This is a genomic window from Streptomyces capparidis (assembly GCF_054782095.1).
The window spans coordinates 1-15,371 of the sequence record NZ_BAAGTD010000096.1; the positions used below are offsets into that span (position 1 = coordinate 1).

At 77.7% G+C, this 15,371-nt stretch carries 3 protein-coding genes; all 3 read left to right on the plus strand.

Features of this window, described 5'->3' with window-relative positions; genetic code table 11:
- Positions 1 to 8,335, plus strand: an 8,335-nt coding sequence (locus tag ACYVO2_RS36525) for an SDR family NAD(P)-dependent oxidoreductase (protein ID WP_461012433.1), incomplete at its 5' end; no start/stop codon positions are given.
- 57 nt (positions 8,336 to 8,392) lie between these two features.
- On the plus strand, positions 8,393 to 13,615 hold the full coding sequence (locus ACYVO2_RS36530) for an SDR family NAD(P)-dependent oxidoreductase (RefSeq protein ID WP_461012434.1): 5,223 nt from the start codon (positions 8,393 to 8,395) through the stop codon (positions 13,613 to 13,615).
- Between the two features lie 8 nt (positions 13,616 to 13,623).
- Positions 13,624 to 15,371 (plus strand): type I polyketide synthase (locus tag ACYVO2_RS36535; RefSeq protein WP_461012435.1); only part of this gene is annotated, 1,748 nt, incomplete at its 3' end.

The window sequence follows — 15,371 nt, forward strand, 5'->3', positions numbered from 1 at the left end:
GTGGGACGCCGCTGAGGTGGGTGCGGCGTTGGTGCGGGGTCGGTCGGTGTTCGAGCACCGGGCGGTGGTGGTCGGCGAGGACCGGGACGAGCTGCTGCGAGGGCTCGGCGAAGTCGTCCCCGGCGAGGTGGCAGGGCACGACCGGCCGGTGTTCGTCTTTCCGGGTCAGGGGTCGCAGTGGGCCGGGATGGCGGTGGAACTGTTCGACTCCAGTGAGGTGTTCCGGGAGCGGTTGACGGCGTGTGCGGAGGCGTTGGCGCCGTTCACGGACTGGTCGCTGCTGGATGTGCTGCGCGGTGGTGCCGCTCTGGAGCGGGTGGATGTGGTGCAGCCGGCGTTGTTCGCGGTGATGGTGTCGCTGGCGGAGTTGTGGCGGTCGATGGGTGTGGAGCCGTCGGCTGTGGTCGGGCATTCGCAGGGGGAGATCGCGGCGGCGTGTGTCGCTGGGGCTCTGTCGTTGGAGGACGCGGCCCGGGTGGTCGCGCTCCGGTCCCGGGCGCTGATCGAGATCGCCGGGGGCGGCGGCATGGCCTCCGTTCCGCTGCCGCTCGCCGAAGTGGAGAGCCGCCTGGAGCGGTGGGGCGACCGGCTGTCTGTCGCCGCGCTGAACGGGCCCCGCTCCACCGTCGTCTCCGGTGACCGGGAGGCCATCGAGGCGCTGGTGGCCGAGCTGACAACCGCGGAGGACGTGCGGGCCAGGGTCATCCCCGTGGACTATGCCTCGCACTCCCCGCACGTGGAGCGGATCCGCGACCGGATCCTGCGCGACCTGGCGGGCATCACCCCGCGCCGGGCCGAGGTGCCCTTCCACTCCACGGTCACCGGGGAACCGCTGGACACCACCACGATGGACGCCGCCTACTGGTACCGCAACCTGCGCCAACCGGTCCTCTTCGACTCCGTGGTGCGCGAGTTCCAGGACGCGGTTCTCGTCGAGTGCAGCCCGCACCCGGTGCTGACCGTCGGCGTGGACGACATGCCCGCCGTCGGCTCCCTGCGCCGGGACGACGGCGGGCTGCGCCGGTTCCTGACCTCCGTCGGCGAGGCGTTCACGCACGGCGTCACCGTGGACTGGGCGTCGCTGTTCACCGGCGGCCATGCCCCCCTCGACCTGCCCACCTACCCGTTCCGGCACGAGCGCTACTGGCTGAAGGACGCCGAGCCCGACGCCGCCGAGCGCGGCCGCCGGGCGCGGTCCGCCGTGGACGGCTGGCGGTACCGGATCGAGTGGAAGCCCGTCGCCGACGCCCCCGCCCCCGCGCTGTCCGGCACCTGGCTGGTCGCGGTGCCGGAGGGCCGGGCGGACGAGCCGTGGACGGCGGCCTGCCTCCGCGCGCTCGGGCGGCACGGGGCGGCCAGGGTCGTCCCCGTTGAGCTGTCCGCCGCCGAGGCCGACCGGGACGCCGTCGCCGCGCGTCTGCGCACCGCGCTCGCCGAGGCCGGCGCGGACACGGACACGGACGCGGACGGGAAGGCGGACGGGCACGGGGCCGGGGCGCCCGCGGGTGTGCTGTCGCTGCTGGCGCCGGACGAGCGCCCGCACCCGGACCACCCCGCGCTGACCGCGGGCCTGGCCCTGACACTCGCCCTGGTGCAGGCGCTCGCCGACACCGGGGTGCGGGCCCCGCTGTGGTGCGTGACGCGGGGCGCCGTCGCCACCGGGCCCGCCGACCCGCCGCCGAGCCCGGAGCAGGCGCAGGTGTGGGGCCTGGGCCGGGTGGTGGCGCTGGAGCACCCCGAGCTGTGGGGCGGCCTGGCCGACCTGCCCGGCACCGCGGACGACCAGGTGCTCGGGGCGCTGTGCCGGGTGCTGGCCGGAACCTCGGGAGAGGACCAGGTCGCGGTGCGGCCCGGCGGCGTGTCCGCCCGGCGGATGACCGGCGCCGCCGCCGGGGACGCCCACCCGCCGCGCGAGTGGAGGGCCGGTGGAACGGTTCTGCTCACCGGCGCCACCGGCAGCCTCGGCCCCCGCGTGGCCCGCTGGCTCGTCGAACGCGGCGCCGAGCACCTGGTCCTGGTCAGCCGCAGCGGCCCCGACGCGCCCCGCGCCGCCGCCCTGGTGGACGAACTCACCGCCCTGGGCGCGACCGTGACCCTGGCCGCCTGCGACGTGGGCGACCGCGACGCCGTGGCCGCGTTGCTCGACGAGGTCCGCGCGGCCGGGCACACCGTCCGCGCGGTCGTGCACACCGCCGCCTTCATCGAACTCGCCCCGGTGACCGCGACCACCCGGGGCAGCCTCGCCGACGTGCTGTCCGCCAAGGTCGCCGGCGCCCGGCACCTGGCCGAGCTGCTCGACCCCGCGGAACTGGACGCGTTCGTCCTGTTCTCCTCCATCGCCGGCGTCTGGGGCAGCGGCGACCACGCCGCCTACGCCGCCGCCAACGCCGCCCTCGACGCGCTGGCCGAGGAGGGCAGGGCGCGCGGCATCCCCATGACGTCCGTGGCGTGGGGCGTGTGGGAGGACGCGCTGAGCACCTGGGAGGGCATGGCGGGGCTCGACCCCGAGGCGACCCGCGAGCGCGTGCGGCGGCAGGGGCTGCCGCTGATGCGGCCCGAGAAGGCCCTCGCCGCGCTCCAGCAGGCCCTCGACCACGACGACACGTTCGTGGCCGTCGCCGAGATCGACTGGAAGCCGTTCCACTCCCTGTTCACCTCCGCCCGCCCCAGCCCCCTGCTGGCCGACCTCGCGCGGGAGAAGCGGGAGACGGAGCCGCGGGACGGCGGCGCGCCCGGGGACGCGGCGGACGGCGGCGGCACCCCGGCCCGCTCCGAGCTGCGGCAGCGGCTCGACGGCATGCCGCGGGCCGACCAGCTCGACGTCCTGCTCGACCTGGTGCGCACCCACGCGAGCAGCGTGCTCGGCCACACCTCTCCGGACGCCGTGGGCCAGGAGCGGGCGTTCAAGGACCTGGGCTTCGAATCCCTGACCGCCGTCGAGCTGCGCAACCGGCTCGCCGCCGCCACCGGCCTGAAGCTCCCCGCCACCGCCGTCTTCGACCACCCGACGCCCGCCGCGCTCGCCGGACGCCTGCGCGAGATGGTCCTGGAACTCGACGCGCCCCCCGCCGCCACGGCGGCCGTGACCGCGGCGTCCGGCGAGGAGCCCCTGGCCGTCGTCGGCATGGCCTGCCGTTTCCCCGGCGGGGTGGACAGCCCCGAGGCGCTGTGGCGGCTGGTTGCCGAAGGCGGCGACGTCATCTCCGACTTCCCCGCCGACCGGGGCTGGGACGTCGCCGAGCTGTTCGACCCCGAGCCCGGCCGCCGCGGCAGGAGCTATGTGCGGCAGGGCGGCTTCGTCCGCGACGCCGCGCTGTTCGACGCCGAGGTGTTCGGCATCAGCCCCCGCGAGGCCCTGGCGATGGACCCGCAGCAGCGGCTGCTGCTGGAGACCGCCTGGGAGGCGTTCGAACGGGCGGGCATCGGCCTGGCCACGCTGCGGGGCAGCCGCACCGGCACCTTCGTCGGCGCCATGTCCCACGGCTACGGCCCCCGGGCCGGGCAGGCGCCGGAGCCCGTCGAGGACTACCTGGTCACGGGCAGCGTCACCAGCGTCATCTCCGGCCGCGTCGCCTACGCCTTCGGCCTGGAGGGCCCCGCCGTCACCGTGGACACGGCCTGCTCCTCCTCGCTGGTCGCCCTGCACCTGGCCGGGCAGGCGCTGCGCAACGGCGAGTGCACGCTCGCCCTCGCTGGCGGCGCGGTGGTGATGCCCACACCGGACGCGTTCGTCGGCTTCAGCCGGATGCGGGCGCTGTCCGCCGACGGCCGGTGCAAGGCGTTCGCCGACGGCGCCGACGGCTTCGGCCTCTCCGAGGGCGCCGGCGTCGTCCTGCTGGAGCGGCTGTCCGACGCCCGCAGGAACGGCCACCCGGTCCTCGCCGTCGTCCGCGGCTCCGCCCTCAACCAGGACGGCGCCAGCAACGGCCTCACCGCCCCCAACGGCCCCTCCCAGCAGCGGGTGATCCGCGACGCGCTGGCCGGCGCCCGCCTGGCGGCCACCGACGTGGACGTGGTGGAGGCGCACGGCACCGGCACCTCCCTCGGCGACCCGATCGAGGCGCAGGCGATCCTGGCGACCTACGGGCAGGGCCGCCCGGAGGGGCGTCCGCTGTGGCTGGGGTCGGTGAAGTCCAACATCGGGCACACCCAGGCCGCCGCCGGTGTCGCCGGGGTGATCAAGATGGTGATGGCGATGCGGCACGGCGTGCTGCCCCGCACCCTCCACGTCGAGCGGCCGTCCTCGCACGTGGACTGGTCCTCGGGCGCCGTCGAGGTGCTCACCGAGGCCAAGCCGTGGCCGAAGCACGATCGGCCGCGCCGGGCCGGGGTCTCCGCGTTCGGCATCAGCGGCACCAACGCGCACGTGATCCTGGAGGAAGCGCCGGGGGAGGAGCGGCCCGAGCCCGTGACGGGTCCTGGTGTGGTGCCGTGGGTGGTGTCGGCGCGGTCCGCTGAGGCGTTGTGGGATCAGGTGGCGCGACTGCGGGACGCGGTGACCGAGCACCCGGGGTGGGGTGCCGCTGAGGTGGGTGCGGCGTTGGTGTGGGGTCGGTCGGTGTTCGAGCACCGGGCGGTGGTGGTCGGCGCGGACCGGGAGGAGTTGCTGCGGGGGCTCGGTGATCCGGTGGTGGGTCGTGGGGAGGGTCGTCGTGCGGTGTTCGTCTTTCCGGGTCAGGGGTCGCAGTGGGCCGGGATGGCGGTGGAGTTGTTCGACTCCAGTGAGGTGTTCCGGGAGCGGTTGACGGCGTGTGCGGAGGCGTTGGCGCCGTTCACGGATTGGTCGTTGCTGGATGTGTTGCGCGGTGGTGCCGCTCTGGAGCGGGTGGATGTGGTGCAGCCGGCGTTGTTCGCGGTGATGGTGTCGCTGGCGGAGTTGTGGCGGTCGATGGGTGTGGAGCCGTCGGCTGTGGTCGGGCATTCGCAGGGGGAGATCGCGGCGGCGTGTGTCGCTGGGGCTCTGTCGCTGGAGGACGCGGCCCGCGTGGTCGCGCTCCGCTCCCGCGCGCTGATCGAGATCGCGGGCGGTGGTGGCATGGCTTCTGTTCCGCTGCCGTCCGAGGAAGTCGAGAAGCGGTGGGGTGACCGCCTGTCGGTGGCCGCGCTCAATGGGCCGCGTTCCACGGTGGTCTCCGGTGACCGGCAGGCGATAGAGGACCTGTTGGCGGAGGGCGTGGGCGCCCGCAGGATTCCCGTGGACTACGCCTCGCACTCCCCGCATGTGGAGCGGATCCGCGACCGGATCCTGCGCGACCTGGCGGACATCACCCCGCGCCGGGCCGAGGTGCCCTTCCTCTCCACCGTGACCGGTGAATCCCTGGACACGACGGTGATGGACGCCGGGTACTGGTTCCGCAACCTGCGTCAGCCCGTGCTGTTCCACCCCGTGGTCGCGGGGCTCCGGGACGCGGTTCTCGTGGAGTGCAGCCCGCACCCGGTGCTGACCGTGGGCGTGGAGGACGTCCCCGCCGTCGGTTCCCTGCGCCGGGGGGAGGGCGGGCTGGGCCGGTTCCTGACCTCGGTCGGCGAGGCGTTCACGCACGGCGTCAGCGTGGACTGGGCGTCGCTGTTCTCCGGTGGTCGTCCCGGTGTGGATCTGCCGACGTATCCGTTCCAGCGTGAGCGCTTCTGGCTGGAGACCCCTGCCGCCAGTGCGGAGGCGGGGGGTCACGCCCTGGTGGGTGCGGGTGTGGAGTTGGCGGACGGGGGCGGGGTGGTGTTCTCGGGGCGGGTGTCGTTGGAGTCGCATCCGTGGCTGGCGGATCACGCGGTGTGGGGGACGGTGCTGGTTCCGGGTACGGCGTTCGTGGAGTTGGCGTTGGCCGCCGGTGGGCGGGTGGAGGAGTTGACGCTCCAGGCGCCGCTGGTGCTGCCGGAGAGCGGTGGGGTGCGGGTGCAGGTGCGGGTCAACGCGCCCGACGCGGAAGGCCGCCGCCCCTTCGGCGTGTACGCCCGTCAGGACGAGGACGCCTCCTGGACCTGCCACGCCACCGGAGCGCTCACCGAGGAGCGGCCCGAGCCCGGCTGGGAGCTCGCCGGTGCCTGGCCCCCGCCGGGGGCGGTCCCGGTGCCGGTCGGCGGGCTGTACGAGCAACTGGCCGGGGACGGCTACGAGTACGGGCCCGCCTTCCAGGGGCTCGTCGCGGCCTGGCGGCGCGGGGACGAGGTGTTCGCCGAGGTGGAGCTGCCGCCGGACCGGCACGGCGACCGGTTCGCCCTGCACCCCGCGCTGCTCGACGCCGCCCTGCACACGAGCCTGCTCGACGGGGCGGACGAGGTGCGACTGCCGTTCTCCTGGACCGGCGTCACCCTGCACGCCACCGGCGCCACCGCGCTGCGGGCGCGGCTCGCGCCGGCCGGGAGCGGCGGTCTCTCGCTGGTGGTCGCCGACGGGACCGGGGCGCCCGTGGCGTCGGTGGAGTCCCTGGCGGTGCGGCCGGTGGCGCGGGAGCGGCTGACCGGCGGGGCGCGGGACGCGCTGTACCACGTCGAGTGGACGCAGGTCCTCGCGCCGCTGCCCGAGGCGGCCGGGTGGACCCCGCTGGACGCGGCGCCGCCCGTGGCCCCGGACGACCTGGCCGGCCTCGCCGAAGGGCCCGTGCCGGACACGGTGGTGCTGGCGTGGCCGTCCGACCCCCGCGCCGACGCGGCGCGGACCGTGGTGCGGGCGGTTGAGCTGCTCCAGCGGTGGCTGGCCGACGAGCGGTTCGCGTCCAGCAGGCTGGTGTGGGTGACCCGGGGCGCGGTGGGCGTGCTCGACGGCGAGGACGTCACCGACCTGGCGGGCGCGGCGGTGTGGGGCGCGGTGCGCTCCGCGCAGGCCGAGAACCCCGGCCGGCTCACCCTCCTCGACCTGGAGGACGGCGCCGAACCGCCCGCCGCGCTGCCGCTGGCGGCCGAACCCCAGCTCGCCGTGCGCGGCGGGCAGGTGCTCGCGCCCCGGCTGACCCCGCTGCGGCCCCCGGCGGGCGGAGCGGCGGGCGTACCGGACGGGCAGGGCACGGTGCTCGTCACCGGCGGCACCGGCGCCCTCGGCAGGCTGGTGGCCCGGCACCTCGTGGAGGCGCACGGCGTGCGGCACCTGCTGCTGGCGAGCCGCCGCGGAGCCGAGGCCCCCGGGGCGGGCCGGCTCGCCCGGGAGCTGGCCGAGCTCGGCGCCGAGGTCACCGTCGCGGCGTGCGACGCCGGGGACCGGGACCAACTGGCCGCCCTGCTCGGCGGCGTCCCGTCCGCGCACCCGCTGACCGGCGTGGTGCACACCGCCGGGGTGCTGGACGACGGCGTGCTCGGCTCCCTGACACCGCGGCGGGTGCGCGCCGTGCTGCGCCCCAAGGCGGACGCCGCCCGGCACCTGCACGAGCTGACCCGGGACGCGGACCTGTCGATGTTCGTGCTGTTCTCCGCGGCGGGCGGGGTGCTCGGCGCCGCCGGGCAGGCCAACTACGCCGCCGCCAACGCCTACCTCGACGCCCTGGCCCGGCACCGCGCCGCCCGGGGCCTGCCCGGGGTGTCCCTGGCCTGGGGGCTGTGGGCCACCGACGGCGGCATGACCGAGGGCCTCGACGACACCGACCGGGCGCGGCTGCGGCGCTCCGGGGTGCTGCCGCTGTCCCCGGAGGAGGGGCTGGCGCTGTTCGACGCCGCGCTCGCCGCGGGGCGGCCCACCGTGCTGCCCGTCCGGCTCGACCCGGCGGCGGTGCGCGCCGCGGGCGGCGACGGCGGCGCGGCCCCCCGGCCGCTGCTGGCCCGGCTCGCCGGAGCGGCGCCCCGCAGGGCCGTGCCCGCGGCGGCCGACACCCGGGCGGGCTTCGCCGCGAAGCTGGCCGGGCTGCCCGCGCAGGAGCGGGAGCAGGCCCTGCTCGACCTGGTGCGCGGTCACGTCGCCACCGTCCTCGGCCTGGCCTCGCCCGACCTGGTGGACACCGGGCGCGGCTTCCTGGAGTCCGGGTTCGACTCGCTGCGCGCGGTGGAGCTGCGCAACCGGCTCGGCGCGGTGACCGGCCTGAAGCTGCCCGCCACGCTCACCTTCGACCACCCGACGGCGGCCGCGCTCGCCGCCCACCTGGGGACCCGGCTCGCACCCGAGCCCGCGGCCCCGCCCCTGCTGGCCGGCCTGGACGCGGTGGAGGCGGGCCTGGCCGGGGTGCCGCCCGGCGACCCGCTGCGCGAGCAGGTCGCCGGCCGGCTGCGCGGCCTGCTGGCCGGGCTCGGCGGCGGGCCGGGAACGCCGGGGCCCGCGACCGGGGCGGCGGGCGAACCCGGGGCCGAGGAGGTCGAGGCGGCCACCCTCGAAGAGATCTTCGACATCGTCGAGAACGAACTGCGCAACTCCTGACGTGCCGGGCGCGGACCGTTCGTTCGGCGGTCGCGGAAGGAAAGGGCTCAAGGCCAGATGACGAGTGACGAGAAGGTCCTCGACTACCTCAAACGCCTGACCGCCGACCTGCGCACCACCCGGCGGCAACTGCGGGAGGCCGAGGAACGCGACCGCGAACCGGTGGCCATCGTGGGCATGGCCTGCCGGTTCCCCGGCGGCGCCGACTCGCCGGAGGCCCTGTGGCGGCTCGTCGCGGACGGGGTGGACGCCGTGGCGCCGCTCCCCGGCAACCGCGGCTGGGCCGACGACCTGCACCACCCGGACCCGGACCGGCCGGGCGCCAGCTACGTCCGCGAGGGCGGCTTCCTGTACGACGCGGACCGGTTCGACGCGGCGTTCTTCGGCATGAGCTCCCGGGAGGCCGCGGCCACCGACCCGCAGCAGCGGATCCTGCTGGAGCTGGCCTGGGAGGCGTTCGAGCGGGCCGGGATCGACCCGGCGTCCGTGCGCGGCAGCCGCACCGGGGTGTTCGCCGGGCTCATCCCCCAGGAGTACGCGTCCCGGCTGCGGCGGGTGCCGCCCGAGTTCGAGGGCTACGTCGGCAACGGCAGCACCGGCAGCGTCGCCTCCGGCCGGGTCGCCTACACCTTCGGGCTCGAGGGCCCGGCCGTCACCGTGGACACGGCGTGCTCGTCGTCGCTGGTGTCCCTGCACCTGGCCTGCCAGTCGCTGCGGCGCGGCGAGTGCGCCATGGCCCTGGCCGGCGGGGTCACCGTCATGGCGTCCCCGCTGGCGCTGGTCGAGTTCAGCAGGCAGCGGGGCCTGGCGCCGGACGCGCGGTGCAAGGCGTTCTCGGCCCGCGCCGACGGCACCGGGCTCGGCGAGGGCGCCGGGCTGCTGCTGCTGGAGCGGCTCGACGACGCCCGCCGCGCCGGGCACCGGGTGCTCGCCGTCATCCGCGGCAGCGCCGTCAACCAGGACGGGGCCAGCAGCGGCCTCACCGCGCCCAGCGGGCCCGCGCAGCAGCGGGTGATCCGCCAGGCCCTGGACAGCGCCGGCCTCGCGGCGTCCGACGTGGACGCGGTGGAGGCGCACGGCACCGGCACCAGACTCGGCGACCCCATCGAGGCCCAGGCGCTGCTGGCCACCTACGGCCAGGGCCGCGGCGACGCCGGGCCGCTGTGGCTGGGCTCGGTGAAGTCCAACATCGGGCACGCCCAGGCCGCCGCCGGAGTGGCCGGGGTGATCAAGATGGTGCAGGCGCTGCGCCACGAACTGCTGCCCCCCACCCTGCACGCGGACCGGCCCACCCCCGTCGTGGACTGGTCGGCGGGCGCCGTGTCGCTGCTGACCGAGGCCAGGCCCTGGCCGCGCACCGGCCGCGCCCGCCGCGCCGGGGTGTCGTCGTTCGGGGTCAGCGGCACCAACGCGCACCTGCTGCTGGAGGAGGCACCCGAGGACGACCCGCCGCCCCCCGGGCCCGGCACCCCCTTCCCCCTGGCCTGGACCCTGTCCGGCAGGGACGGGGCCGCGCTGCGCGCCCAGGCCGCGCGGCTCGCCGCCCACCTGGACGCCGCGCCCGGCGCCGCACCCGACCGGGTCGGCGCCGCCCTGGCCCGCCGCGCCGTGTTCGAGCACCGGGCGGTGGTCGTGGGCGCCGACCGGGCGGAGCTGCTGCGCGGCGTGACGGCGCTGGCCGCCGGCCGGGACGACCCCGCGGTGGTGCGGGGCGCCGCCCGCCCCGCCGCCAAGGCGGTGCTCGTGGTGCCCGGCCGCGACCCGGACCTCCTCGGCGGGGCCGCGCGACTGCTGGACTCCTCCCCGGAGTTCGCCCGGCTGATCGGCGAGTGCGCCGACGTCCTCGCCCCGCTCGTGGACTGGTCCCTCACCGACGTGCTGCGCGCCGCCGCGCCCCCGGAGGGCGCCGCCGAGCCCGCCCGCTGGGCCGTGCTGGCCGCCCTCGCCGGGCTGTGGGCCGGGCACGGGGTGCGGCCGCACGCAGTGGTCGCGGGCGCGGGCGCCGCGGCGGAGATCGCCGCCGCCTGCGTGGCCGGGGCGCTGTCCCTGGCGGAGGGCGCCCGCGCCGTCGCGGTGGGCGGCGCGGGTCCGGCCGGGCCGGGCCGGATCCCGGTCCACCGGGCCGCCGCACCCGGCGCGGGCGGGCTGCGCGCCGTCCTCGACGGGCTGCGGGACGGCGGCCGCACGGCGTTCGTCCACCTCGCCGCCGAACCGCCCGCCACCGCGCCGCCCCCCGCCGGGGACACGGACGCGGGGGACGCGCCGGTCGTGGGCTCCCCGCTGGGCGCCGACGGCCCCCGGCGCCTGCTCACCGCCCTCGCCCGACTGCACGTGCACGGCGTGCCCGTGGACTGGTCCGCCGCCCTCCCCGCCACCGCGGCGGCCGTGGACCTGCCGACCTACCCCTTCCAGCGGGAGCGCCACTGGCTGGAGGACGACCCGGCCGCCGGCGACGTCGTCTCCGCGGGCCTGGCCGCCGCGGACCACCCGCTGCTGGCCGCCGCCGTCGAACCACCCGGCCCGGGGGCGCTGCTGTTCACCGGACGCCTCTCCACGCGCACCCACCCGTGGCTGGCCGACCACGCCGTGGCCGGGCGGGTGCTGCTGCCCGGCGCGGCCTGCGTCGAGCTGGCCCTGTGGGCGGCGGCGGGCACGGGCCTCGGCCACGTCGAGCAACTCACCCTGCACGCCCCGCTGGTGATCCCCGAGTCCGGCGGCGTGCGCCTGCACCTGACCGTCGCGGAACCGGACGCCGCGGGCCGCCGCGCGCTGCGCCTGCACGCCCGGCCCGGCACCGGCGACGAGCCGTGGACCGAGCACGCGAGCGCCACCCTGGCCCCCGCGCCGCCCCCCGGCTCCCCCGACTTCGACCTGATGGCGTGGCCGCCCCCAGGCGCCGAACCCGTCGCCGTCGGCGGCTTCTACGACACGGCGGCGGGCCACGGCTTCGCCTACGGGCCCGCGTTCCAGGGGCTGCGCGCGGTGTGGCGGCGCGGCGACGAGGTGTTCGCCGAGGTGGCGCTGCCGCAGCGGCAGCGCGCCGACGCCGGGCGGTTCGTGCTGCACCCGGCGCTGCTGGACGCGGCCCTCCAGGCGTACGCGGTGGGGCTGCCCGACGCCGCGGCGGGCCGCACCCTGGTGCCGTTCTCCTGGCGCGGCGCGGACGCCCGCGCCACCGGCGCCACCGCGCTGCGGGTGCGGCTGCGGCGCACCGGGCCCGACGCGCTGGCGCTCGAGGCCGCCGACACCGCGGGCGCCCCCGTGGCCCGCGTCGAGCACCTCGCGCTGCGGCCCCTGCCCGCGCGGGCACCCGGCGCCGGCCCCGCCGACTCGCTGTTCCGCCTGGAGTGGGCACCGGCCGCCGCCGCGGCCCCCTTCACCGGACGCGCCGCCCGCCTCGCCGCGCCCCCGCCCGGCGGCGACCCCGACCCCGGCCCCGCCCTCGCCGCGCTCGCCGCCGACCCGCCCGACCTGGTCCTCGCCCCGCTCACGCCCCCGCCTGGCCCGGTGCCCGCCGCGGTGCGCGCCGCCACCGCGCGGGCGCTGCGGCTGGTCCGCGCCTGGCTCGCCGAACCCGGGCTCGCCGCGTCCCGGCTGGTGGTGGTGACCCGCGGCGCGGTGGCCACCGCCGAGGACGGCGCGCCGGACCTGGCGGGCGCCGCCGTGTGGGGCCTGCTGCGCACCGCGCAGGCCGAGCACCCGGGCCGCGTCGCCCTGCTGGACGCGGACCCGGCACCGGCCGGGCCCGACGGCGCGGACGACGGAGCGGACGACGGCGCGGACCGCGGCCTCGACGCCGCCCTGCCCGCCCTGGCGGGCGGCGAACCGCAGCTCGCGGTGCGCGGCGGCCGGGTGCTGACGCCCCGCCTGACCCCCGTCGCCGCGGCCCCCGCCGGGCCCGCCCGACCGTTCGACCCGGACGGCACCGTCCTGGTCACCGGCGGCACCGGCACCCTCGGCGGCATCGTCGCCCGGCACCTGGCCCGGCAGGGCGCCCGCCGCCTGCTGCTGACCGGCCGCCGCGGCGACCGCGCGCCCGGAGCCGCCCGCCTGGTCGCGGACCTGGCCGCGCTCGGCGCCCACGCCACCGTGGCCGCCTGCGACGCGTCCGACCGCGACGCCCTCGCCGGGCTCCTCGCGGCACTGCCCGCCGCCCACCCCCTGACCTGCGTCGTCCACATCGCCGGGGCCGTGGACGACGGTGTCCTCGGCACCCTCACCCCCGAGCGCCTCGACACGGTGCTGCGGCCCAAGGCCGACGCCGCCTGGTACCTCCACGAACTCACCGAAGGGCACCCCCTGGCCGCGTTCGTGCTGTTCTCCTCCGCCGCGGGCACCCTGGGCGCCCCCGGGCAGGGCAACTACGCCGCGGCGAACGCGTTCCTCGACGCCCTGGCCCGGCACCGCGCGGCCCGCGGCCTGCCCGGGGTGTCCCTGGCCTGGGGGCTGTGGGAGGAACGCAGCGCCCTCACCGGCGCCCTCGACCGCGCCGACCTGGCCAGGATGGGCCGCGCCGGGGTGCTGCCCCTGCCCACCGGGGACGCGCTGGCGCTGCTCGACGCCGCGCTGGCCCTGGACGAGCCCGCGCTGGTGCCCGTCCGGCTGGACACCGCGGCCCTGCGCGCCGCCGACCGGGACGGGCCGCTGCCCGCGCCGCTGCGGCACCTGGCCGGGGAGGACCGCGCCCCCGCCGCGCCGCGGGCGGAAGCGGCCCGGACGGAGCGGGCCGACGACACGGGAGGGCTCGCGCGGCGGCTCGCCGGGATGACGGCGCCCGAGCGGGAGCGCGTCCTGCTCGACCTGGTCCGCACCCACGCCGCCGCGGTGCTCGGCGAGGGCGTCGGCGACGACATCGACCCGGACCGCGGCTTCACCGACCTGGGCTTCGACTCCCTGACCGACCTGGAGCTGTGCCGGCGCCTGGAGCGGGCCACCGGGCTGAACCTGCCCGACACCGTGGCGCTCGACCACCCCAACGCGAACCTTCTGGCGGCGCACCTCCTCGGGCTGCTCAGCCCGGACGGCGCCACCACCCGGGTCGGGCCCGCGCTCGCCGAACTCGACCGCCTGGAGGCGTACCTGGCGCCGTTCGCCGACGACGGCGACGCCAGGACCGCCATCGCCCTGCGGCTGAAGGACCTGGTGTCCCGGTGGGGCGAGGACCCCGGCACCGCCGCGCCGCGCGACCTGGCGACGGCCACCGACGACGAACTCTTTGACGTGCTCGACGAACTGCGTGCCGGGGACAGCGGGACACCGCGCGACCCGGACAGGCTCTAGGGGGAGCGGTGTCGAACGAGGACAAGCTGCGCGAACACCTGCGGTGGGCGACCGCCGAACTCACCGCGGCCAGGCGCCGCGTGCGGGAACTGGAGGAGGCCGAGCGGGAACCCGTCGCCGTCATCGGCATGGCCTGCCGCCTCCCCGGCGGCGTCGCCTCCCCCGACGACCTGTGGCAACTGGTGGACGCGGGCACCGACGCCATCGGGCCGCCGCCCGCCGACCGCGGCTGGCGCATCGACGAGCTGTACGACCCCGAGGGGCGGCGCCCCGGCTCCACCTATGTGCGCGAGGGCGGCTTCGTCGAGGGCGCCGACATGTTCGACCCCGGCTTCTTCGACATCAGCCCCCGCGAGGCCCTGGCCATGGACCCGCAGCAGCGGCTGCTGCTGGAAGCCGCCTGGGAGTCCCTGGAGCGGGCCGGGATCGACCCGGTGTCCGTGCGCGGGCAGCGCGTCGGCGTCTACGCCGGGCTGATGTACCACGAGTACGCCTCCCGCCTGGCGTCGGTGCCCGAACCCGTCGCCGGGTTCGTCGGCGCGGGCAACGCGGGCAGCGTCGCCTCCGGCCGGGTCGCCTACGCCCTCGGCCTGGAGGGGCCCGCGGTCACCGTGGACACCGCCTGCTCCTCCTCGCTGGTCGCCCTGCACCTGGCGGCGCGCGCGGTGCGGCGCGGGGAGTGCGCCATGGCGCTCGCCGGCGGGGTCACCGTGCTGGCCACGCCGAGCTGCTTCGTGGAGTTCAGCCGCCAGCGCGGCCTCGCCGCCGACGGCAGGTGCCGGGCGTTCGCCGCGGCGGCCGACGGCACCGGGTTCTCCGAGGGCGTCGGCATGCTGCTGGTGGAGCGGCTGTCCGACGCCCGGCGCAACGGCCACCCCGTGCTCGCCGTGCTCCGCGGCTCCGCCGTCAACCAGGACGGCGCGAGCAGCGGCCTGTCCGCGCCCAACGGCCCCGCCCAGCAGCGGGTGATCCGGCAGGCCCTCGCCGACGCCGGGCTCTCCGCCGACCTGGTCGACGCGGTGGAGGCGCACGGCACCGGCACCTCCCTCGGCGACCCGATCGAGGCGCAGGCGATCCTGGCGACCTACGGGCAGGGCCGCCCCGAGGACCGCCCGCTGTGGCTGGGGTCGGTGAAGTCCAACATCGGGCACACCCAGGCCGCCGCCGGTGTCGCCGGGGTGATCAAGATGGTGCTGGCGATGCGGCACGGCGTGCTGCCCCGCACCCTGCACGTCGACGCGCCCACCCCGCGTGTCGACTGGTCCTCCGGCGCCGTGGAACTGCTGACCGGGGCCAGGCCCTGGCCGGAGACGGGACGGCCCCGCCGCGCCGCCGTGTCCTCGTTCGGGGTGAGCGGCACCAACGCGCACGTGATCCTGGAGCAGGCGCCGGGGGAGGAGCGGCCGGAGCCCGCGGCCCCGCCCGGGGTGGTGCCGTGGGTGGTGTCGGCGCGGTCCGCTGAGGCGCTGCGGGATCAGGTGGCGCGGCTGCGGGACGCGGTGACCGCGCACCCCGAGTGGGACGCCGCCGACATCGGCTGGACGCTGGCCTCGGGCCGCGCCTCCTTCGACCACCGGCTGGTGGCCGTCGGCTCCGGCCGGGACGAGCTGCTGCGGGAACTCACCGCCGCGACCGGGGGCGGCGCACCCCGGCGGCGTGCGGTGTTCGTCTTCCCCGGGCAGGGGTCGCAGTGGGCCGGGATGGCGGTGGAGCTGCTGGAGAGCAGCGACGTGTTCCGCAAGCGGTTGACGGCGTG

What these genes read in the sequence shown, in the direction of transcription:
- ACYVO2_RS36530 (WP_461012434.1), top strand. Translation starts at nt 8,393, where the DNA reads ATGACGAGTGACGAGAAGGTCCTCGACTACCTCAAACGCCTGACCGCC.